The organism is Campylobacter concisus, from assembly GCF_902460705.1.
GTDB classification, from domain to species: Bacteria; Campylobacterota; Campylobacteria; order Campylobacterales; family Campylobacteraceae; genus Campylobacter_A; species Campylobacter_A concisus_Z.
In genome coordinates, this window is record NZ_CABPUP010000004.1 from 133728 (window position 1) to 156415 (window position 22688).

Annotated in this window: 23 protein-coding genes and 1 tRNA gene; 3 read left to right on the plus strand and 21 right to left on the minus strand. The window is 34.8% G+C overall.

All coding sequences use genetic code 11. From position 1 onward, the window contains the following. The 21 genes from F3G75_RS06955 to dnaG form a co-directional block, all read right to left on the minus strand. The coding region (locus tag F3G75_RS06955; RefSeq protein WP_149717125.1) for a type VI secretion system baseplate subunit TssG at positions 1-737 on the minus strand (737 nt) is incomplete at its 3' end. After that, positions 734-2452, minus strand: a complete 1719-nt coding sequence (tssF, locus tag F3G75_RS06960; protein WP_149717041.1) for a type VI secretion system baseplate subunit TssF — start codon at positions 2450-2452, stop codon at positions 734-736. The genes F3G75_RS06955 and tssF, both read right to left, overlap by 4 nt. Beyond that, positions 2452-2841 carry a GPW/gp25 family protein gene (locus F3G75_RS06965; RefSeq protein WP_054195920.1) on the minus strand — a complete coding sequence of 130 codons (390 nt, stop codon included), beginning with the start codon at positions 2839-2841 and terminating at the stop codon, positions 2452-2454. Before F3G75_RS06965 ends, tssF begins: the two co-directional genes overlap by 1 nt. A 7-nt stretch (positions 2842-2848) precedes the next feature. After that, positions 2849-4297, minus strand: coding sequence for a type VI secretion system contractile sheath large subunit (tssC, locus tag F3G75_RS06970; protein ID WP_054195919.1), 1449 nt, complete (start codon positions 4295-4297; stop codon positions 2849-2851). 2 nt (positions 4298-4299) lie between these two features. After that, the gene (gene tssB / locus F3G75_RS06975; protein ID WP_054195918.1) at positions 4300-4785 is read right to left on the minus strand and encodes a type VI secretion system contractile sheath small subunit; all 486 of its coding nucleotides are present in this window, start codon (positions 4783-4785) and stop codon (positions 4300-4302) included. A 78-nt stretch (positions 4786-4863) separates the two neighbouring features. After that, the gene (locus tag F3G75_RS06980; RefSeq protein WP_149717042.1) at positions 4864-6138 is read right to left on the minus strand and encodes a type VI secretion system domain-containing protein; all 1275 of its coding nucleotides are present in this window, start codon (positions 6136-6138) and stop codon (positions 4864-4866) included. Further along, a complete protein-coding gene (gene icmH, locus F3G75_RS06985) occupies positions 6139-6903 on the minus strand; it encodes a type IVB secretion system protein IcmH/DotU (RefSeq protein WP_085658354.1) in 765 nt (254 codons plus the stop codon). Positions 6904-6911: 8 nt separating this feature from the next. Further along, complete coding sequence (tssK, locus tag F3G75_RS06990) at positions 6912-8306, minus strand: type VI secretion system baseplate subunit TssK (RefSeq protein ID WP_149717043.1); 1395 nt, start codon at positions 8304-8306, stop codon at positions 6912-6914. 1 nt (position 8307) lies between these two features. After that, complete coding sequence (gene tssJ, locus F3G75_RS06995; protein WP_054195914.1) at positions 8308-8775, minus strand: type VI secretion system lipoprotein TssJ; 468 nt, start codon at positions 8773-8775, stop codon at positions 8308-8310. A 56-nt stretch (positions 8776-8831) separates the two neighbouring features. Then, positions 8832-9536 carry a hypothetical protein gene (locus tag F3G75_RS07000; RefSeq protein ID WP_149717044.1) on the minus strand — a complete coding sequence of 235 codons (705 nt, stop codon included), beginning with the start codon at positions 9534-9536 and terminating at the stop codon, positions 8832-8834. Between the two features lie 122 nt (positions 9537-9658). After that, on the minus strand, positions 9659-10099 hold the full coding sequence (locus F3G75_RS07005; protein WP_149717045.1) for a hypothetical protein: 441 nt from the start codon (positions 10097-10099) through the stop codon (positions 9659-9661). Further along, positions 10092-10685 (minus strand): hypothetical protein, encoded by a 594-nt coding sequence (locus F3G75_RS07010; protein WP_188116940.1) that lies wholly within the window; start codon positions 10683-10685, stop codon positions 10092-10094. Before F3G75_RS07010 ends, F3G75_RS07005 begins: the two co-directional genes overlap by 8 nt. Then, positions 10630-11223 carry a hypothetical protein gene (locus F3G75_RS07015; protein WP_223154447.1) on the minus strand — a complete coding sequence of 198 codons (594 nt, stop codon included), beginning with the start codon at positions 11221-11223 and terminating at the stop codon, positions 10630-10632. Before F3G75_RS07015 ends, F3G75_RS07010 begins: the two co-directional genes overlap by 56 nt. 453 nt (positions 11224-11676) lie before the next feature. Next, positions 11677-11753: transfer RNA gene (locus tag F3G75_RS07020), tRNA-Met, on the minus strand. 105 nt (positions 11754-11858) lie between these two features. After that, positions 11859-12848, minus strand: a complete 990-nt coding sequence (locus F3G75_RS07025; protein WP_149717047.1) for an argininosuccinate synthase domain-containing protein — start codon at positions 12846-12848, stop codon at positions 11859-11861. 60 nt (positions 12849-12908) lie between these two features. Beyond that, entirely contained in the window at positions 12909-14132 is a 1224-nt protein-coding gene (gene pepT, locus F3G75_RS07030; protein WP_149717048.1) for a peptidase T, read from the minus strand. Between the two features lie 11 nt (positions 14133-14143). After that, the gene (gene dcuC, locus F3G75_RS07035) at positions 14144-15454 is read right to left on the minus strand and encodes a C4-dicarboxylate transporter DcuC (RefSeq protein WP_149717049.1); all 1311 of its coding nucleotides are present in this window, start codon (positions 15452-15454) and stop codon (positions 14144-14146) included. A 14-nt stretch (positions 15455-15468) separates the two neighbouring features. Continuing rightward, on the minus strand, positions 15469-16167 hold the full coding sequence (gene pepE / locus F3G75_RS07040; protein ID WP_149717050.1) for a dipeptidase PepE: 699 nt from the start codon (positions 16165-16167) through the stop codon (positions 15469-15471). After that, positions 16164-17483, minus strand: coding sequence for an amidohydrolase (locus F3G75_RS07045; protein ID WP_149717051.1), 1320 nt, complete (start codon positions 17481-17483; stop codon positions 16164-16166). The genes pepE and F3G75_RS07045 overlap by 4 nt, the downstream gene beginning before the upstream one ends. 10 nt (positions 17484-17493) lie before the next feature. Further along, on the minus strand, positions 17494-18729 hold the full coding sequence (locus F3G75_RS07050) for a M20 family metallo-hydrolase (RefSeq protein ID WP_149717052.1): 1236 nt from the start codon (positions 18727-18729) through the stop codon (positions 17494-17496). A gap of 104 nt (positions 18730-18833) precedes the next feature. Next, positions 18834-20513 carry a DNA primase gene (gene dnaG / locus F3G75_RS07055; RefSeq protein WP_149717127.1) on the minus strand — a complete coding sequence of 560 codons (1680 nt, stop codon included), beginning with the start codon at positions 20511-20513 and terminating at the stop codon, positions 18834-18836. Positions 20514-20568: 55 nt separating this feature from the next. Between dnaG and F3G75_RS07060 the strand changes: the two genes are divergently transcribed. Genes F3G75_RS07060 through rnc form a run of 3 tightly spaced genes read left to right on the plus strand, consistent with a single transcriptional unit; the run spans position 20569 to position 22680 of the window. Then, on the plus strand, positions 20569-21600 hold the full coding sequence (locus tag F3G75_RS07060) for a tetratricopeptide repeat protein (protein ID WP_223154356.1): 1032 nt from the start codon (positions 20569-20571) through the stop codon (positions 21598-21600). Continuing rightward, entirely contained in the window at positions 21578-22012 is a 435-nt protein-coding gene (gene rnhA / locus F3G75_RS07065; RefSeq protein WP_107769958.1) for a ribonuclease HI, read from the plus strand. The genes F3G75_RS07060 and rnhA overlap by 23 nt, the downstream gene beginning before the upstream one ends. Continuing rightward, positions 22009-22680 (plus strand): ribonuclease III, encoded by a 672-nt coding sequence (gene rnc, locus F3G75_RS07070; protein ID WP_149717054.1) that lies wholly within the window; start codon positions 22009-22011, stop codon positions 22678-22680. Before rnhA ends, rnc begins: the two co-directional genes overlap by 4 nt. Positions 22681-22688: the final 8 nt, after the last annotated feature.

A 22688-nucleotide genomic window follows, 5' to 3' on the forward strand; every position in this document is an offset into this window, starting at 1 on the left:
TTCGTAAAAAAGATAAGAGTATCTTGAAGCTCTTTAAATTTTCTTCTTTTTGGGAAAAAATCAATAGCTTCTTCATAATCTATACCATTTATATAAACTGCTATCTTAGTTTGTTTCTCAAAAAGCTTTTTACCAAGTATAAAATTTCTACCCAAAGTCCTATTTTTGATACCAAGCGAATTTAAATTTGAAGGTGCTATGAAAATTTGATTTGGTAAATTTTCCAGCAAAAATAGTTTATTTTTTAAATTAAAATGGCGCTGCAAGGCAAATTCGATCTCTCTTTTAGGCCTTCTTTGACTAATAATAAGCGGAGAAAATGGTAAGAATTTTTTTGCTAATTTTTTATTGCTTATGTTTAGTATATCTAATAAAATCTTTGAAATTTTATCATCAAGCTCTTTTTCAAAGGATCTTGCATAATTTTTCAGACTAATGCTATCAAAGAAAAGCCAAAGCAAGTAATTGTCAAAAAAGTCAAAAAATTTCTCGAAATTATTATCGCTACTCTTTGAGATCTTTTCTAAAATATAGCTTGTAAGATGTGAGCCACTCCCCAAAAGACCCATAAAATTTACGACGATTTTTACTGCATCCTCTTTATTTAAGCTCTCAAGCTCATTAATCGGATAAGCAAAACTTGGACTATTTTTTAAAAAAATATCTCTTCTATCGTGGTGCTTTAGGCAGTTTTTTACTAACTTAAAAAAAGAAGCTTGATTTAGTTCTTTGTTCATATTAATTTTTTTGTACCACCTAAAAAGTCATAATTAAGCAAAATTTTGCTCTTTATACACTTTATTTTAAGCTCGCAAAATGAATTAATTGATGCAAATTTTGATAAAAATTTAGCCAAATTTATACCTAAAGCATAGACATTTCCAATACTCTCAAATTCACTTTCATCTATATAGAATATGCAGAGCAACCCTCTTTTTGCGAAACCTTGATCAACTCTATAAATTTGCTTTGTTTTTATATCATAAAGCGAGTTTGCAAATTTTTTAAAAAACTCATCATCTGACGCGCTAAAGGTATTAAGAAGTGCTAAAAAAGAGCCCTTCTCTAGTATACTTTGATAGCTAAAAGACAAGATACTAACTAGTTTCCAAAGAAGATTTCCATCTATTTTTACTCGCTTTACGCTAGTTGGAATGGTTAAATTTTTAGTTGTTACACCTTGATGAGATAACACTCTATCTATCTCGCCAAGTCTTAGCTTACAAGGCAAATCACCATTGCAACAAAGTGCATCTATGCTGATGGTTTGATCTTTAGAGTCACTTTTAAAAAAAGAAATTTCTTTATAAGAGTTTAGTTTTATATCTGTTTTATTGCTGACAAAATAATAATCTTTTGCTCGCTCATCATTTAAAAATTCGAATCTCTCAAAACTTTTATAGTTTTTTAATATCCTTTTTTCATTATTGCTGCTGTGGGCGACCACCTTACTGATTGAAACGATTTCATAAGCATCGATATTTGAGCGATCTAGAAAAATTCTATATTCGCTTCGCCTATTGTTATTCAAAATAGGCTCGGCACTCATTGCAAATAAATTTATTGCAGGCGTAGCAAAAAGAGAAAAATACTCTAGCCTTGGCACATATCCACTTGGCATATCTTTTGAAAATATAAATTTAATATTAAAGCTTTTTGCAGAAAAATTTTTAAGAAAGCTAAGACCATTTAATCGCACAAAATTTAACTTTGAAGGAAAAAATGATAGCTCTTTTAAAAGCTCAAATGCTTCAAATCCAAACTCATCACTCTTTATCAAACGCTTGTCAAACTCATCTAAACTAAGTTTATCAGGGCTTAACTTTATCTCTTGATCGCTATCTTCAAAACTTATTGTAATAAATTTTAAGTAATTTTTTAGCCACATTAAGAGCGTAGAAGAGAAGTAAACATTATCTCCAAGATATAAATTTAAAAAGTCTATATCAAGTTCTTTAGTGCTAAACTCGTCCTTTGTAACGCTTATATTTAAATTTAGAAGATAATCACTCTTATTGTTTGACATAAAAGCTTTTGTTATCTTTAAGGGAAGCAAATTTATGTCAAAGATTGTTTGAAATTTGCACGTTATGCCATTGATCTGCTTTGACTCAACTATGCTTCCTTTTGGTATAAATTCTTTTACCCCAGAGAAGTCATCTCTTAAGGTAAATTCTTGCATACAAACTGATGGAAAAGGATTTGTATAGCTTGGCATTAAGATATTTACTAAAGACTCAGCGATTAGTGGGATATTTTCATCTAGTTCTTGCCTAATCCTAGATGTTAAAATAGCCATATTTTCTATTATGCTCTCAACATCAGGATCTTTGCTTTTAGTATCTAAAAAGGGTGCTACTTTTGGAAAATTTTTAATAAAAAGGGCTCTTGTTTCATCAAGATATGCCATCTCTTTTTGAAAATAAGCTAGATTATTTTCATTATAATCCATTATAAAATCTCACAATATCTATTGTTTTTAAAAATAACTTTTAGCAAATACTCTTTGAAATTATCGTTTTTATGCTTGTAGTTTATATTAAAGATGATACGCCAAGGCTTTAGTGAGTCATCGTATCCGATAGATGTTACTTCTATTCTATTCTCATTTGAGCTGATTAGTTCATATATCGCCATGCCAAGTTTATGACCAAGCTCATTTATTTCGACACCCATCGACCAAAGATCAATAATGCTATCATTTAATCGGCCGTAGTTACCAAGTCTAGAGTTTAAAATGGTATCAATGTGATCTTTTATGTCGCTGTCTAGATCTTTAAAATATGGACGTAGTTTTGATTCATCACTAAATTCATATAAAATTTTATCTATCAGCGACATAGCAAGCTTACTCTTTGTCTAGTTTTCCGACTAAAGAAAGCTCGAAATTTGCTCCCATAAATTTAAAGTGAGGTCTAGCCAAAAGCTCTATTTTATACCATCCAGGCTCGCCGGCTATATCACTGACGATTACTTTTGCACTTCTAAATGGTCTTCTACTTCTAACATCTGCTGGTGGATTTTCCTGATCTGAGATGTATTGTCTTAGCCATTCATTTAAGCCGCGCTCAACATCGCTACGCTCTTTCCATGTACCTATCTCTTCTCTTTGAAGCACTTTTAGATAATGAGCCAAACGAGAGATCAAGAACACATAAGGTAGTTGAGTTCCGAGCCTAAAATTTGTCTCAGCAGCTTTACCTTCTGGAGTATTTGGGAAAATCTTAGGCTTTAACGCAGAGTTTGCAGAGAAAAATGCAGCGTTATTGCTATCTCTTCTTAAAGTAAGAGCGATAAATCCATTTTCTGAAAGTTCAAATTCTCTTCTATCTGTGATCAAAACTTCGGTTGGAATTTTTGTTTGGACACTTCCATAATTTTCGTAAGTGTAAGTTGGAAGATCCTTTACAGCACCGCCACCTTTTGGCCCAATGATATTGCCGCACCATCTATAATCAGCAAAACTATCTGTAAGCCTTGTAGCAAACGCATAAGCCCCATTGCCCCAAAGCATATCATCGTGATTATTTACAGTTTCTCTATAATTAAAGCTCTTTATAGGGTTATCCTCTGGCACATAAGGAGATCTTGTAAGAAATCTATTTACCATACATCCTGTGTATTTTGCATCTTCATTTTCTCTAAAAGTTCTCCATCTTGTATATTGCGGGCCTTCTAGCATGCTTTTTAGATCTTTTATATTTTCAAGCTCACCAAAATTGTCAAGTCCGAAAAATTTAGCAGAAAGAGATGTAAGAAGCGGTGAATGGCTCATTGCAGCAATTGATGACATTTTATTTAAAAAAGTCATATCTTGATTTGATTTATCTAGCTCATAATCAGCCACTATCGCACCAACTGGCTCGCCACCAAACTGTCCATATTCGGCTGAATAAATTTGTTTATAAAGTGTACTTTGAGTTATGTCTAGGTTGTTTTCAAAATCATCTAAAATTTCTTCTTTTGTAGCGTCTAAAAGATCGATTTTTACATTTTCATTAAAATTTGTTCTCTCAACCAAAAATCTAATTCCACGCCAAGTTGATTCTAGCTCTTGAAAAGATTTATTGTGTAAAATTTCATCCATTTGAGCAGATAAAAGGGTATCAATGTGAGCTATCATCTCATCAAGTGCGAGCTTATTTATTTTATCTTCAGCATTATTTGTTGTGATTATATTTGAAATAAACTCAGCAACTCCTTGCTTTACAACGCTATAACTCTCGTCATCTTTTGAATATTTACTCCTTTGCATTATGCTTTCAATGATAGGAGTTTTAACTTTAGTTTCAGACATTTTTATTCCTTATCTTGTTCGTCTTTAATCTCTAAAAGAAGTTGTTTTCTGCTATCTTCATCTTTTATAGCTTCTAAAACCGCTTTTCTAAAATCAGGCATATTGCCCATAGGACCTTTTAGCGCAACTAAAGCCTTTCTAAGCTGTAAAAGTTTTTTTAGCTCAGGAATTTGATTTATAATATTATCTGGATTAAAATCATGGATGCTCTCAAAATCAAGATCAATATTTAAATCTTCATTGTTAGAATTTAGCTTATTTTTTACAGAGAAATTTGTATGAATATCTAAGCTTTTCATAACCTGATCAAAATTTATTTTATTGATAGAAATTACTTCACGATCTTCAAGTGGAGTTTGGTTTTCACCAGTTAAATTTGCAACTACCATAAGTTTTAATGGAAGCTCTACATCAGCCTCTTGGTCATTTGTCTTAGTTTTATAAACTATATTTATGCGTTCTTTTGGTGGGATTAGATTATCTGCCATAGTAACATCCTTTTTTCATAAATGATTTAAGAATTATATTTAAATAAAATTAAAGGTGATTTAAAAAAACATATTTTATCACACAAATGTTTTTGCCTTTATATATACGTCTGATAAATAATCTTTAAGCTCGGTGTTTTCTATAAAATTAACTATTTGTGCATAGGTAGCTTTTGCATTATTATTCATGCCCTGAGCAGTAAAAATTTTTGATAATTCAAGCATAAAATTAAGCTCGCTTTGAGCACTTGAAGCATGCTTGCTTTTGTCTAGTTCTTTTATTAGATCTTCAAAACTCATATCTTTTTTACTATCACTGCTGGAAGTAAATTCCAAAGAGTTACTTTTAATAAAAAATTTACTTATATCTTCACTAAAAAAAGCTTCTCCGCTTTGAAATTTAAGCTTTTTTATATCTGGAAATTTATCAATAAAATTTAAAACCATATCGCAAACAAGATCACTTTGCCTTGCAAGTCCAGCACTATTTAAAAACTCGCAAAATATCTTAATGCCTTCTATCCAAAATGGATTAAGTGCTAAATTTCTTATAAATTTTTCTAAATTATCAAGATTTAGTTCATTACTTTTTTTAAAAAGCATAATCAGATTTTCATCAGGGTAACGTATCTGCGTCATTTGATCGCTACTTGATGGAAGTGCCTTTATTCTACCCCACATTGCTTCAAAAATTAAAGCATAAGCGGTAAAATTTTTAATATCACTCTTTAAAAGCATTAGTGATAAATTTATAAAATATTCTCTAAATTCTCTATCATTAAATGTACTAATGTCATTGCTACTAAATAAAATGCTTTGATAGTAAGTTGGCTCAGTTTTAGTAATTACTTTTGGCTCTTTAGCTTTTAAAATTTCTTCTTTTTTTTCTTCTATATAAAGTGTATCAAAATGTGTACCAAGCTCTTGCGAAAGCTCAGGCACAAGATCATTAAAGGCTTTTGCTTCAGCTTGATCCAAAGCTTTATCATTAGCTTGCGTAAAAAGCTCTATTGTTTGAGCTATTATCTTTTTTTTAGTAGGTAGTTGTTTTTCATTTTTTGCAAGTAAATTTGGCTCTTTTTTTAAAATAGATAGAAAAAAGGCAAAAGCTTTTATAAGTGTCTTAAAAGCCTCTTTGTCATTTAAATTTATAGCAGAAATCGCTAAGAAATTTAAAAGCTTGGCGTCAAGACTAAATTCACTTAATGCCTTTAAAGATGAGCTAAATACATAATCCCACTTTATGCTATCATGCATCAAAGTTTTATACTTTGACATTTCATCAGTTAAACTAATATAAAGCTCATTCTCTAAAAAATCTTCATTAAATTTATTACAAAAATTATCTTGCACTTACTTGTTATCCATAAAATTCTCTATCTTATTATTTAGGACACTATCGTTTCTGATATTGTTTTGATCCATAGAATATGTACTATATAAAAATGCAGCTGCAATCATGGCAATAGCTAGCAAAATGAAATAAAATTTTAAGCGCTTTAGTGAAAATACCTCAAGAAAGCTTTTCTTTGTCTGTTTTAAGTAACTCTTTTCAAATACATTTTCATCGGCCTTTATGAGCGGAGAAACGGCCGCAGCTATATTTTCACAAAGATAAGAGATTTTTTCATTGCAATCTTCTTGGGTTTCATATTTTCCTTTATAACCAAGCACCAAACAAGCATATATAAATTCTAAGAAATCTTTGTTTTTACCAACATTTTCAAACCACTTATCCATAATGCCAAAGAATTTATTTCCACCTAGATTTTCATTAAAAAATCTTGTTGTCAGGGTATTATTGGCCCAAAAGCTGTTCATAAAAATTTCATTTTTTAGCAAGCTCTCATCTATAAAAACACAAAGGCAATATCTAAGCCTAATAATATCGTCTTCCTCATAAATGCCTAGATTTGATATCTTTGAAGTAGTGCTTAAGATATCGTTTATCAATTTTTCACGTAAATTTGCCATTTCACTTTGTGAAAAATTTTGTAATTTTGAAACCCTATTTGCCAAAAGAAGTAATGGCAACACGTGATCTAGTGCAAGATTTGTGCCAAGACCCAAAAGATTTGTTTGACTTAAAACTGAGGTTTCATTTTGATTTTCGTTCATTTTTATCCTTATAATAAAGCCCACATTTTAATGTCAGCATTTGGTAAATTTGCCGTTATATAAACGCTAATCACATTTTGATTTGCAAAGCTTTTAAAAATTTCGTCTTTTTTGTCTATCTTATAGTAGATATAATCGTTTAACTTCGGTAAAGTACTAGGAACAACAGAAATTTGCTCTACGTTTATACCCCTTAGCTGTGAAGAAACTATGCCTTTTATATTTGATTGAGTATGGATCTTGCATTGCTCTTTGAAATTTTTAAGAAGATACTCATTTTTTGTATCGCTGTGAATAGCAAAATAAATTTCTGAGTTTTCAATAATACTTGGATTATCAAAAATACAGTCATAAAAGCCGTGATTATTTTTAACAATCTGTGCCATTATATATTTTGGAGATAAGATATGTGAGAATAAAAGTCTTAGATTATTTATCAAAGGCACAAAAGTTTGAGTTAGATTATTGTGATCGTAGGCGATAAATTCGCTAAAACTATTATCATGACTAAGTGCCAACAGATCAGCCTGAAAATCAACTAATTTTTCATACAAATACTCTGGGTGAAATTTATCTTTCTTTAGTAAATAAGAGAATATCAAATACCATTTTTTTAGCATATTTAGTGTTAAATATGTTGAAAAATCAAGTCTATTTTTAGCTTGATCAACACCTCCTAACAACCCAAAATAACTCTCTTGATGTTGCTTTGTAGCAAAGCTAAGCTCCTCTACAAAATTTATTATAAAGGTGTTTTTACTGATGTCAATACAAGTTGGAATAAATTTTTCGTCAAGTGTTATTTGTTTGTTTAGGTCTATATTTTTTATTTTACAAATTGGTATGCTAAGCTCATAAGGCATCTTTGAGCCAAATACTCCAAGAGACGATCTTTGGCTTGCCAAGATTAGATTTTCTTTATCTTGCGTAAAGGCCGAAGATAGCTCAAAATCATCTTTATCATCTAGCTCATTTAATATATCATTGTTAGCTTCATCATGCACTCTTGAGCCGATAAGTGCTTGCTTGGCCGTAAATTTTAGATTTGGTAAATTATTTTGCAAGCTAATATCAACCAAACCTGAGCTAATAGGTAGTTTTAGCACTATAATGGCTGAGTTTAGCTCACTTGGGCTTATCTCAAGCGGTTCTGGCAATTCATCTTGATCTGGCGCGTTAAAAATCGTACCATCTTGAGAGATACAAGAAATTTTAGTTAGCCCTATTTTGCCTTGAAGCAAAAGATCGCTTGAAATTTCTAAATTTAAAACACCATATAAATTTGAAAAAGAAGAGATAGTTTTTAGGTTTAAATTTCTCTCAAAATATCTTTCTTGCTGCTCGAAATGAACCTTATCAACATTCATTCCGTTATACCAAACGACTTTTAGCTTTTCAGACATTTTATTTGCTTGCTTGTATTTTAGAGCTACTAGCGTCTAAAACATTTACGCCATTTTTTGTTATTTCAAAAACTATATTTTTTTCTTTTATCTCTTTTGTAGCTTTATAAGCCTTGATATTTGTCTTGCTCTGATCAGCATAAAGTACCAAAATACCGACATACGGAACCTCGTCAGGATATACATTTGTAAAAGCGTATCTATTTGTATTTGGCTGAATTTGTGTTTTTATAGAGTCAATCTTGTCATAGCCTAGTATTTCACCATTTCTCTCAGCTAGATCGATAATGCTAGCTTCTTTAAATTTGGCCACATCCCTTAATTTATAAGCTATGATAGTTATAGGAACATTATCGCCATGATAGTTCAAATTTGAATTTGGCATATTGCTTATAATAAGATCTTTTGCACATCCTGTAAGAAATAGCATAAATACTAAAAAAGATAGAAATTTAAATATTTTTTTCATGAGTTCCTTTACCTGATTTTAATAATATAACTTTTGCGTAATTATATCTAAAAAATTTAGATGATGCTCATTTTAAAATTAATGTTCTTAAACAAAACTTTTATATCAGTTCTCATTCTTTTTTTATCGTCTTTATTATTTTTATTATCTTTGCTACTCATACTATCTACAGCCACCTGTGTTATTCCGGTAAATATACTTGCCCCAGCTTCAGCCTCAGTCCGTAAATCTCCATTGCCAACTTTTATGTTTTTACCAAAATTTCCTGCTATATTGCCGAATGCACCAAAAGTTCCACCTAAAAATAATTTACTAAACACTCTATCTTTATCCACATCCTTTGATCTATCTTTAAGTTGAGAGTATAACTCGGTAGATGAGTTAACAAAATTGCCTCTGACTATTGCTGAGAATAAACCGCTAGCAGCTCCGCCATATGCACCGCCTAATGCATTTATTACTACTTCTGTATGGTCAATATTTTTAAAACTATAGCCGTTATTTATATACTGCGATCCAATATCTATACCTCCGCCTATGGTGGCGCCTGCTACTATACCAGGGGTTTTTGAGCTATCATAAAATTTAATATCTTTTGTTGCATCTTTTATTAAAGTACTAGGACTGCTTTGCGAAGCATAGAGCTTTGGTTTAGAAGCTGTCACTAAATAACCTTTATCATTAGTAATTTTATAAACCTCTACCGGTTTATTATTTTTACCTAATTGTTGATATATCACTTTATTTCCCGTTATATCCATACTATGAGCTACATACCCTTTGTCGTTACGTCTTAATATACCATCCTCCTTTTGGAGTATTGGCTAATAGTTTTTCGTTTATTCTTTCAGTCGTTCCTATTTTAGAGATATTTTTAAAATTTCTATTTATCGCCGCTGCTTTGTTTATTTTTTAATTTTACATTTGTAAAATTTAACGAATTCTTACTTTTTTCAAATTTAACTTTTTGCTTCTTTTGTTTTTTAGGGTTTCTATTTTGTGGTTTATCTGGTATAAATTTTTCAGGTCGAAAAGCCCAAAAAATCACACCGATAGTAGAAATCCACGAAAAAATGCAAAAATAAAAGAATATTCCGTTGCTTTCAAAAATTGTAAGACAAATTAAAACTATAAAAGCTATCAGAATAAGGCTTCCCCATTTAAAAACTTCTTTTAATTTTTTTTGTTCTTTTACTTCATCTTTTAAACAATCAACACTTATGCGCAAAAAAAATAAAATATAAAAATTATAAAAAATATAATGAAAAAACGGAAAGTCACTCCTTAGGGCTATATCTATAAAAGCATTTATGATACTACTCATTTTCATTTTCCTTTTCTACAAATATACCTTCAATCACTTTTTTATTACCATAATTTAAACCCTGAAAAATGCCATGCTGATACATAATGGTATTATGCTTTTTAATATTATCTTTAATTTTTTGTATTTTTTGTGGTGATACTGTTGTTTTTAATTGATTATTTAAAGTTTTTTGTGCACTATACGAATATTTCACAGTTTTATAACTATCAATGAATTTAGGTATCGTAACAGCTGAGGCAATCCCATTAAATACTATACTGTTGTAATTCAAATCGATCCGCGATAAGTCTACATATCCATTATTATTTATAGCTTGATCATAAATTTGAGTTCCTACTTGCAAACTAGTATCTATCGTGGCACCAACTAATCCGGCTTTAACCGAAGTCTTAGCTTCTTGATTTAGTATAAGTCTTGACAATCCTTTTGTTCCTGCATTTGCAATAAAGCCACTACCGCCTGCCCCCAAAAACATACCCGACATATCGATTAAGGCTCCTGGAACATTTTGGTTAAAGTCTTCACCTTTATAAAATTGTTTTTTTCGTAGCCGTGAAATAGTCTTGACGGCGTAGTAACTCATCGCCATCATAATAGTTTTCAAATTTAAGTCCTTGCGAATTTTCGATGATAAATTTGTTTGCTAATGCTTCGTCGTTTTTGTCAAATTGTGGTTTGCCAAATATTTTACCAACTAAGCCGATATTTTCATCGGCGTCCACCATAGAATTTGCTAAGTGATCCAACAGTTTCTTTACTTGTAAATTATTTAATGAAATTCCTGTTTGATCTTTATAAAAATCTTTAAAATTATCCACATTTTTATCAATCCATTGTTTCTCATCATTATGCAATGGCCTATTCACCCCCAAATTCTTATCCAGCTTTGCAAATTCTCTATTGTTATTTACTATGCTTGATGCTACAGCTGTTGTTAAAGGTGTCTTAGAAAAACCTTTATTATTTAGCCATAGGGCGTGAGAGAAATATCTAGTTGCAAAGTCTGAGAAATTTGATGCGTATTTAGTATCATCATCTCTATTTTTATCTATATCTCTATGATCTTGTATATCCATAGATCTTTGGTTTTCATGGGTTATGGTCTTTACAAGATCTTTCATATTGGTTATGTTTTTGAAATTTATATAGCTAGTGCCGGTTTGCAAGCTTGTAAAACCTTTTATTTCTTCGCCATTATATCCTCTTTCATTTTTTGTATGTAAGACTGCGAGGTATAGTCTTTCTCAAAGCTTTCTTGAAAGCCTTTAAGAAAATTCTTTACAAAGGCTCTATTATGAAGCTCTTCATCTTTACTATTAAGCTTACTGAAGCTTAACTATTGGCAGTAGCTGGATATTCCTTGGGGTATTTTAAAGGTGACCTAAAATAAAAGCTAGAAGCAAGAATTTAAAACAAATTTATTTTTATGGTATTAAAAGGGTGATGACTTTATAATCGTTGGAATTTTTAAGAGACTGTCCCACTTTAGTAACTAAGTGCTCCACTCTTAAAGGAAATTTTAAAGAAAGGGAAAGAACAAAAGCATCACTGTTAGTGCCTAAAATAGTGTATTCTGGTGTCACGGGGGAGACTTGAACTCCCGACCTCCGGCTTATGAGACCAGCGCTCTAACCAGCTGAGCTACCGTGACACTTTAAAATAAGTTTCGGATTATATAATTTTTAAACTTATTTGTAGATAAAAACCATCTTTATCTACAAACACAAGGTAAAAGCACCAAGAATCAATAAAACGTCTATTTTACGAAATAATTTTGAGCTAGAGATTTATCCTCAGGTGTGATACTAAATTCCTCGCCAGCGACGCTAACTTCAAATTCATTCTCTTTACTTGCTTTTGTATAAGCTAATGCGAGCCTTGCGGCCAGCTCTTTGTCAGCTTTACTAGCATTTTTACTTATGAAGCTAATAGCTCCCACGATGTCATCGCTCTCTTTAAATTTCACCTGTTCAAATTTATCATTTGGATGAGACAAAAGTGCGTTATTATCGCTCTCGTCACGGCCTATTATCATTTTTGCACCATCTGGTAAGCGCAGATGCCTACCAAGCTTTAGCCACGTCACATCGATATCTCGCATCTCTTTATCAAAATTTAGATAATCCTTTATCTTCACAGCAAAGCTCTCGATCGTTAGCAAACATCCGCCTCCTGGCGTGGCAAAGTCCTCAAAGCCAAGTTCCTTTGCCAAAGCAAGCTGCGGCTTTCTATCGCGCCCGCTTATATCAAGCAGCTTCTCTCTATCGACCCAGCCCTCGCGCTCTGGCTTAGTTGGCGGCAAGAGTTTAGCACACATCGGACGAAGCACCAAATCATCCTCATCATCAGCTAGGCGCTTAACCTGAAAGAGTGCATCTCTACGCTGGCTCATCGGTCTTTGACCTACGACTTCGCCTGTGATGATGAAATTTGCATTTTCACTTTTTAGCATATTTAGAGCTGTTTTAAACATATATCCGTGACAGTCGATGCAAGGGTTAAACTGCTTGCCATAGCCGTATTTTGGGTTAAAAAGTACATCACGAAGATACTCATTTCTCATATCAACCACTTTTAAGCTAGCCCCAGCCAAAGCTGCGCGGCGTCTTAAAATTTCATGTTTTTCTTCATCCACGCCAAATCCAGTATCCATATAAAGTGCGACCACTTCGATATTTTGATCGCTTATTAATTTCATTGAGAGCATGCTGTCAAGCCCTCCGCTAAATAAAGCTAAAGCCTTCATTTTTATCCTGAAAGTAAAAATTTAAAGCCTAAATTTACTAAATCTAGGCTTTTATGAAGTTTATTTAGCAGCGTTAATTATGATTTTTTTGATCACTTCGCTTGAGGCTTTTAGGCTGCTAACCGGCAGGTACTCATATATCGAGTGGAAGTTGTTAGCTCCTGTGAATAAATTTAGTGTTGGCACACCTTTTGCAGATATCACAGCGCCGTCATATCCGCCACGCATCGGCTTTATATTTGGCGCGATATTTAGCTCGCTAAAGGCATCTTTTGCTAATTTTATAGGCAGTGAGTTTTCATCTTTTAAAAATTTAAAGACGTTTTCATAGCGTGTTTTTAGTGTGATTTCGCAACGATCTCCATAAATTTTGTTAAAAGAATTTGCCATATCGCTTAAGAACTCAAGCCTTTTTTGAAATTTCGCTTCGTCAAATTCTCTTATATCGATCTTAAGAGTTGTTTTTGCGCTGTTTCCACTAAGCTCTTTTACCCAGAAATAGCCCTCTTTGCCCTCGGTACACTCTGGCACTTCGCCGCCTGGTAAAAGCGAGATAAATTTATGCGCAAGAAGTAGCGAATTTACAAGCTTGCCCTTTGCATTCATCGGATGGGCCGAAACGCCTTTAAAGACCATCGTGCAGTCAGCCGCATTCCAGTTTTCATATATTAGCTCGCCTATCTCGCAGCAGTCTAAGCAGTAACCAAAGTCGGCTCCCAGTAAATTTACATCAAGTGCTTTTGCCCCAAGTAAGCCCTGCTCTTCATCTGGCACGAAGCAGATCACGATTTTACCGTGCTTTACATCAGGATTTTGCATGAAATAGCTAGCCATATTTACGATGCTTGCGATCGCAGCTTTATCATCAGCCCCAAGCAAGCTAGTGCCGTCAGTCACGACTATGTCGTCACCCTCATATTTTTTAAGCTCTGGATTGTCGCTAAATTTTAGATAAATTCCTTGCTCTTCGTTTAGACAGATGTCGCCACCTGTGTATTTTACTATCTTGGCTTTAGTATCATTTTTTTGCTCACTACTTGTATCTAAATGCCCAAAAAAGGCGATACTTGGAGCATTTTCGCAGTTTGCAGGAATTTTTGCTATCAAGATAGCATTGTCTTGCAAAATGATATCTTTTATACCTAATGAGCTAAGTTCATCTTTTAAAAAAAGAGCCAGCTCATACTCGGTTGGATTAGAAGGCATGACGCCTTTTAATCCATTCTCTTTATTTGTCGTGGTGTTAAATTTTGTGTAGTTTAAAAATCTCTCTACGATATCCATTTTTCATCCTTTTAGATGACAAAAAATGCAATCGCTACAACAGAGACAAACATACCTAAAAATGTTCTTTTAGCGATTTCAACTGGACTAACCATCGCAATGCCTGCACAAACGATAGCAGCACCAGCGATCGGAGAAGCTGATCTACCTAAAGCACCAGCAATAGCTGCAGCCATACCAAGCTTATCTTGCTCAAAACCAAGTGCAGCGGCATTTGTTGTGACAGCTTCGTTAAATGCAAATGTAGCAGCGTCGCCTGAACCTGTAACTATACCCATGATAAATGGCACAAATGTTCCGCCAAATTTAACGTAGCTTTGATCTGTTTTTAACCATGCGATGACCACATCAACGGCTCCACATGCCTTTAAACCAGCGACAAAGACACCAGCTGCGATGATGATACCCATGACATCAGCATAAGCGTGCCCCATTCCGTTAAAAAATTCTTTTGTGATCTTTTGCGGATTTGTAAGTGTAGCAAAGATAGCTATGATGGCACCTAGTATCATCGCCTCAGCAACGCCCATCTTTGTCCATGCAAGAAAGCTATAATCTTTCGCAAGGCTTGTTCCGCCAATAACCAAGATAACAAGTGGAACTAGAGGCATAATAGCGTAGATGAAATTTACTTTGAATAGCGGCTTCTCTTCGCTAGCAGTACTACTTTCAAGAGTGAAATTTGTATTTTTTTGATAGTCTTTAAGCAGTATCGCAACAATAACTAATGCGATCACTACGATAACAAGAGCAGTAAATGCACTTGGAATTTGCACTTTTATGACATCTTGAACTGTGTAGCCCTCAACCGTCTTTTTAACAAGATCAGCCACATAGACGTTGTGAGCCGATCCTGGGCTTAAAACTCCACCAAATGTCCCTGCAAAAACAGCAGCACCAGCCATAGCTGGGCGGATACCTGAGGCCATTAGAAGCGGTATAAGTGTCGCACCAACAGCAGCGGAGCATCCTGCAGCTGAAGGGATAGCAATATTTATAAAATAAGTTAGCACGGTTGTTGCGGGGATCAAGATAAAACCCACGTTTTTAAGTGGCTTTGTAAGAAGCGCAACAAGGTGTTTATCGCACATCGTGTATTTCATAACAAACGCAAAACCCATGCTTGCACAAATCGCCTTTATAAGCCCTGCTTTAGTCATATAGTCAGTAAAAGCGCTTAGTGCCCCCATCGGTTTTAGTGCGATTAAACAAAGCACCAAACCAACACCTATTAGCACCGTTCTTGTCTCTTTTTTTAAGACAAGAAGTGCCACAACAACTGCAATGCCAAGAATGGCAGCAATTAGCTTAAATGTTTCCATACCTCTCTCCTTGTTTAGATTTTAAATTTAGTTCCAACTTCTATTTTTTCTATCTCTTTTTGATACTCAAATTTTAAAATTTCACTATGTCCTATGACCTGGGCCTCGCTACCCTCTATGAGCAAAGCCGTACCTTCAGGCAAAGCGTAGATAGTCTCTTTTGGATTGGCTATCAAAAATTCCTCCAATCTCTCCTCCCTGCTCTCGCCGTTATGGCCTGCTAGTTTGCCACTTATGAAGTGCGGGTTTATTTGATAAGGGAAGATATTTAAGCTATCAAATGACTTTGGCATGATGATGGGCATATCATTTGTCGTCATCATCGTCTTGCCAGCTATGTTTGCGCCAGCTGACCAGCCAAAGTATTTTGCGCCATTTGCCACAGCTTCTTTTATAGGCTCGACTAAATTTAGCTTATAAAGAGTGTAAAGCAGCATAAAGGTATTTCCGCCGCCAACTGCAATGCTTTTTGCATTTTTGATAGCAGAAATTTTATCCTCATAGTGATGGATTGATTTTATATTGCTATTTTTTAATCTATCAATTACTTTTTGCTCATACTCGTCATTTGTTCGCCTAACTCCAGCGTAAGGGATAAATAAAATTTCTTCCTTGTCGCATTCACCTAAAAATTCCTTAACCCAGTTTTTGCAGTGCCTTAAATAGCCAGTATCTTGATAGCTTGAAGCACTGATTAGTAAAGCGTTTTTCATTTTTTTACTCCATTTAGTTTGTAAGCAGATCTTAGATAGACATCAACTCCAGCTACCAAGCACTCCTCATCAAAGTCAAATTTGCAGTTGTGATGGCCTGCTTTTAAATTTGTTCCTATCATCATATAGCCGCTCTTTGCGCCTCTGTCTTGTAAAGCTCTCATAAAATGAGCAAAATCTTCACAAGCACCAAAATCAAGCTCTTTTACGATCTTATCGTCATCTATAAATGGACTTTGCTTTGCAGCTTCATAGAAAATTTCTGTTACTTCTTTATCGCTATCGGCTCCGTTTGTGCCACCAGTTTTTACGACTTTACTCTCTACACCATAAATTTCGCTCACACCTTTAACGATATCCATGCATCTTTCATACATAAAATCATTTAAATTTGTATCTTCGCCTCTTGTTTCGCAAGCTAGATAGCCATTTGGAGCAATGACGTTTCTGCCTTCACCTGCCTTTAAAACGCCTACATTTATCCTGGTCACGCCCTTTGCATGTCTTGTGATACCATGCATGCTTAGTGCCATTTGAGATGCGGCTAAAAGGGCATTTGCGCCATCTTGTGGTGCTCCTGCTGCGTGAGCTGAACGACCGGTGATATGTACGTCAAATTTTGAAGTTGCAAGTAGCTTATTTGTTCCACAGATGATGCCTCTATTGGTTTTTGCTTGAAAGCCGATATGTCCGCCTAATAGATACTCTATACCATCAAGCACACCAGCAGCTTCCATAGCCACAGCACCTCTTGTGCCCTCTTCTGCCGTTTGGAAGATAAATTTAAATTTACCGTTAAACTCATCTAAATTTTCAGCTATAAGTTTTGCCACACCAAGACCTATTGACATGTGACCATCATGCCCACAAGCATGCGTGATACCAGCGATATCTGCACCAAAACCCTCTTTGCAAGGTCTGTGAGTAGGCTCGTCACTCTCTGTCACATCAACACTATCAATGTCAAACCTAAATGCTGTAAATTTACCAGGCCTTTTTGTGTCGATAAAAGCTGTTAGGCCAGTTAAGCCATCTTTCATATAAGAAAGATATTTTGCTTCTTCAGGACTTAGAAGCTTTTTAGCTCTTTCTATTGCTTTTTCGCATTGCTCTTTTGAACCAAGACCAAGCCTTGCATCCGCTTTAACCACCTTGTCACCAAGGCTTATTTCATAACCAAGATCACTAAGCCTCTTTGCTAGCACGGCGGTTGTAAAAAATGTAAACCAGCCAGTCTCTGGATGCGAGTGAAAATACCTGCGATCCTTTATCAGCTCATCTTTTAAAGAAAGAGCCAAATTTGCTATCTTATCCATAGGTTTCTCCTTATTCATTTGATAGTTTAATTAGTGCATTTGTTAAAATTTGTGTAGCTTTGAAAGCATCATCAAAATTTATAGCCTCTGCTATATTGTGACTTATGCCACCAACACAAGGTATAAAAAGCATTCCAACACTACTTGCAAGTTTTGTTAGATTCATCGCATCGTGTCCAGCTCCGCTTGGCAAAGTAAGCGTTTTTATGCCAAGCTTAGCAGCCTCTTCGCTTAGTAAATTTATAGCATGCTCACTAAGTTTTACTGGCTCATCACTACTTAGTTCTCTTATCTCATAACTAAATTTTAGCTCATCACTTAGCTCTTTTATAAAATTTCTAAGCTCATTATTTAGCTCATTTAAGCTCGCTTTGTCTATATCTCTTAGATCAACTCCAAGCCTTGCCTCGCCTGGTACGACGTTTAAAACGCCTGGTTTTGCATGTGCGTAACCAACAGTAGCCACAGCTGTTTTTTTGTTTTTAGCAAATTTATTGGCAGCAATTATGATGTGTGAAGCGGCAAGCAGCGCGTCACTACGCATATTCATCGGCGTTGCACCGCTGTGATCTGCCTTGCCATGAATAATAATTTCAAATCTTATAGGAGCGGCGATACCGCTTACTACACCAACGCTTATGCCGCTTCGCTCAAGCACTGGACCTTGTTCAATGTGAAGTTCTAAATATGAATGAAGTGAGTGTTCTTTTAAAAGAGAATCATTTAAATTTTGTGGTTCAAGTCCAAATTTACTCATCGCTTCAAAAAGCGAAATGCCATCTTCGTCTTTTAATTCATGAAGCCTTTGTAGACCAAGTTTGCCGCTTATTATCTTGCTGCCAATGGTCGCTGTCTTGAACCTACTTGACTCTTCACAGCAAAAATTTATCAGCCAAAGCGGACGCTTTAGTTTAATGCCAGCTTCTTTTATCGAGGTTAATGCTTCAAGTCCAGCCATAACGCCAAGCGTACCATCATAAAAGCCACCATTTGGCACACTATCTATGTGAGAGCCCACGCAAACTGGCTTTTCACCTGGCTCACAGCCATCATCATAGATGGCAAAGATATTGCCAACATTATCAATTTTAAGTTTAAAGCCATTTTCTTCTATTAAATTTATAAGAAAATTCCTAGCTTCCAAGTCTTCTTTGCTAAATGCAAGCCTTGTTAGCCCTCCACCTTTTAATGCTCCAAATCTACTTATAGCATTAAAATTCGCCTCAAATCTTTTAAAATTTATCATAATAAATCCTTAAAAATAAAACTAATCTTAAAAACATTTATTACTTTGAACATTTTACATTTAGTTTTATGATTTAAAGCTGAATAAGTGTTAAATTTTTAAATCTAATTTTTTTGTAGCTTGTTGTGTAAGCCTTTAATAATCTCTGAAATTTTTTGCATTATTTCGATTTTATTTGGCTTTTGTGATTTTCTAGTATCTTCGCGAAACTTCTCATAGTATTTTAGTTTTAGCTTTAAAATGGCCTCTTTAAGGCTATCTTCGCTCGAAGCTACATTTGAGCTTTCATCAACATAAATTTCTCTAACAAGCACCGCATTATCTTCAATATTTGGCAATAAAACAGCCTGAAAATAATCTTTATGGTGCAAGAAGAATTTCTCCTCAAGCTCGTTTAAAACGATAGCTTCGTAATTTTTATTTGCTAGCATGCTCTTTAAAACACTAAATTCCAAAATATCAGTTTTATCTTTTTTTTGAGCCACTTGTTTGTTTGTTGTTACAGCATTTGTAAAATTTTGGTCTTGTCTATTTATATATCTTTGTCCATGAAGGCTAAAAGTATTTAGCTCTATTTTGAGTAAATTTGATACCAGCAATTCGTAGCTTTTTGCGATTATTGGCTTTAGAGAATTTGTAAATTCCACTATCTCTTCCAAGCATTTTTGCTTTTGTACTGGGCGTGATATATCGTATTTCTTGACAACTTGCTCGATATAAAACTCGCCAAGCTCAGTCCCAGAGCCAAACATCTCTTTTAGCTCGTCACTTCTGCCTGCAAAGACCATATCTGCAGGGTCTGCACCATCTTTTATGATTACAACGCTTCCATCTATTTCGTTTTGAACCAAAAGACGAGATGACTTTATAGCGGCATTTATACCAGCCGAGTCACCATCAAAACAAAGCACAACACTTATCTCTCCTCTTTTTAAAAGTGGTAAGTGATTAGTCGTAAGCGCAGTCCCAAGCACGGCAACAGCGTTTGTAAAGCCTGCAAAGTGCAGCATGATAACGTCCAGATATCCCTCTGTGATGATGATCTGCTTCTTTTCAAAAATACTTTGTCTAGCTAAATGATAGCCGTAAAGCAGCTTTGACTTGTCAAAAACCATGCTTTGTGGAGAATTTACATATTTTGCAGGATGATCTGAGATCGTTCTACCGCCAAAGCCAACTAGTTTTGCCGTGTGTGCATATATGGGAAATGTGATACGCTCGATAAAACTAGCATAAATTCCCTTCTCGTTTTGCTTTACTATGCCAACTTCAAGCGCCTCTTTTGGCTCGATATTTTCATTTTGCAAAAGTCTAATGGTACTAGCGCTCTCCCCTGCCCAGCCAAGCTCAAATTTCTCGATCATCGCGTCATTTATACCACGAGAATAGATATATCTCACAGCGGCTTCATGCTTGAAAAATTCGCTCCTATAAAAGGCATTTGCCTTTTCTAAAATATGCTTATTTTCTTTTTGTGTTGGGGCTTTGTCGCTTGTGTATTCAAGGCTAAAATTTACAAGACTAGCTATTCTTTCGATAGCTTCTGGATAGGTTAATTTCTCATAATCCATTACAAATTTGATCGCATCTCCGCCAGCCTTGCAAGCAAAACAGTGAAAAATTTGCTTGCTTTGGCTTATGCTCATACTAGGATTTCTATCATCGTGAAATGGGCAGACGCATTTATAGTTTGCACCCATTTTTTTAACTGGCAAATAGTGCTCTATAATGTCAACGATATCGATTTGATTTTTGAGTTTTTCTATGGATTTTGGATCTATCATAAGCAAAATTATACAACCGCTTTGTTATAATTAAAGTAAAATTTTATTACAAAGTATGAGCGTGGATATTTTTTTCATTGGGCACAGAGATCCGATATTTAGCCTTATTATTTTATTTAGCATTATTTTGATGATAGCCGCATTAAGCTATGCTTGGGGTATCTTTTCGAGCAAAGATGAGAAAAAACGCATTGAAAAATTTATAAGAAAATTTGATAGCAAAGATGGCATAAGTAGCGAGCATAAACAGATGCTACAAAGCCCAGAGATAGACGCCCAAAGCCTTTGCATGCTAGGGCAAACTTTTGCTAAAAATGGTGATTTTGAAAAATCAATTAGTGTTTATCTCATAGCACTTGGCAAAGTTAGAGATAAAAATGAAAAAGAATTTATCCTAAACGAGCTTGGAGAGGTCTATTTTAAGGCTGGATTTTTAAAAAAAGCTAGCGAAGTCTTTGAAAAAGTGCTTGAACTAAGTCCAAGAAATGTGCTTGCACTTCGCTTTTTAACGATGATAGATGAAAAACTTAAAAACTACAAAGAAGCCCTTTATGCGCTAAATTCTCTTGAAGAGCTTGGTGTAAATGTAAAAGATCAAAAAGCCTATATAAAGGCGATCAGCACGCTTGATGATAGAAATTTAAGCTTTAATGAAAAGGTAGAAATTCTCTCCCATCTTAGCCAAAATTTTGAGCTTTTAAAGCGCATGATCTTAGCCCTTTTCATAAGACACAACGAAAATTTAGAAAATTTAAAAGATTTTGCTCATTTTGAAGATGTGATCGATCTGCTTTACAACCTAAAAACGCCTATAAATTTAAGCGATCCAAAGTACAAATCACTCTTTTATGCAAAGGGCGATATAGATGAGCCATGTGAAATTTATGGCTTTGAGCTAAACGTCATCAAAAAACTAAAAGACGCTAAATTTGATGCGGCTGGGCTAAGCTTTAACTACGTTTGCAAAAGCTGCAAAAACTCATTTCCTATGCATTTTTACCGATGTCCGGTCTGTCACGAGCTAGGAAGTGTTAAAATTTTATCCCACATCACAGAAAAAGCAAGTGAAGATAGTAACACTTTTTAGCGACGGCTCATGCCTTGGGAACCCTGGAGCTGGCGGCTGGGCGTATATATTGAGATTTAACGAAGCGCAGAAAAAAGAGAGTGGCGGCGAGGCATATACTACAAATAATCAAATGGAGTTAAAAGCTGCGATAATGGGATTAAAAGCGCTAAAAGAGCCCTGCGAGGTAAGGCTTTTTACCGATAGCTCATACGTAGTAAATAGCATAAATGAGTGGCTTTCTAACTGGCAAAAGAGAAATTTTAAAAACGTAAAAAATGTAGAGCTTTGGCAAGAGTATTTAGAAATTTCAAAGCCTCACAAAGTCGTAGCAAGCTGGGTTAAGGGGCACGCTGGACACCCTGAAAACGAGGAGTGCGACCAGATGGCAAGAGATGAGGCATTAAAAATAAAAGATGAGAATGAAAGATGAAAATTTTAGAAGAATTTGAAGAGAGTCTTGGCTATAAATTTAAAAAAACTGAACTTTTAGAAGAGGCACTAACGCATAAGAGCACCAAGCAGGCGTTAAATAACGAAAGGCTCGAGTTTTTGGGCGATGCGGTGATGGATCTACTTGTGGCTGAGTATCTTTTTAAAAAATTTAGCAAGATCGCAGAGGGCGACATGAGTAAGCTAAGAGCCGCACTTGTAAATGAAAAAAGCTTTGCAAATATGGCAAGGCATCTAAAAATGGGTAAATTTTTAAGGCTAAGCACGGCCGAAGAGAACAATGGCGGACGCGAGAAAGATAGCATTTTAAGCGACGCATTTGAGGCTGTGATGGGCGCTATCTACCTTGAGGCTGGACTTGATAAGGTGCGAGAAATTTCGATCGCTCTGCTTGAACTTTGCTATCCACAGATCGACTTTGCACACCTCGAAAAGGACTACAAAACCGCTCTTCAAGAGGTCACTCAAGCAACCCTTGGCGTCATACCAACATACGAGCTCATCGGCACGTCAGGTCCTGATCACAAGAAAGAATTTGAGATAGCCCTACTTCTAAATGGCAAAGAAATTTCACGTGCCGTTGGCAGCTCTAAAAAGCAAGCCCAACAGCTCGCAGCAAAAATCGCACTAGAAAAAATCAATAAATAGGAAAAATT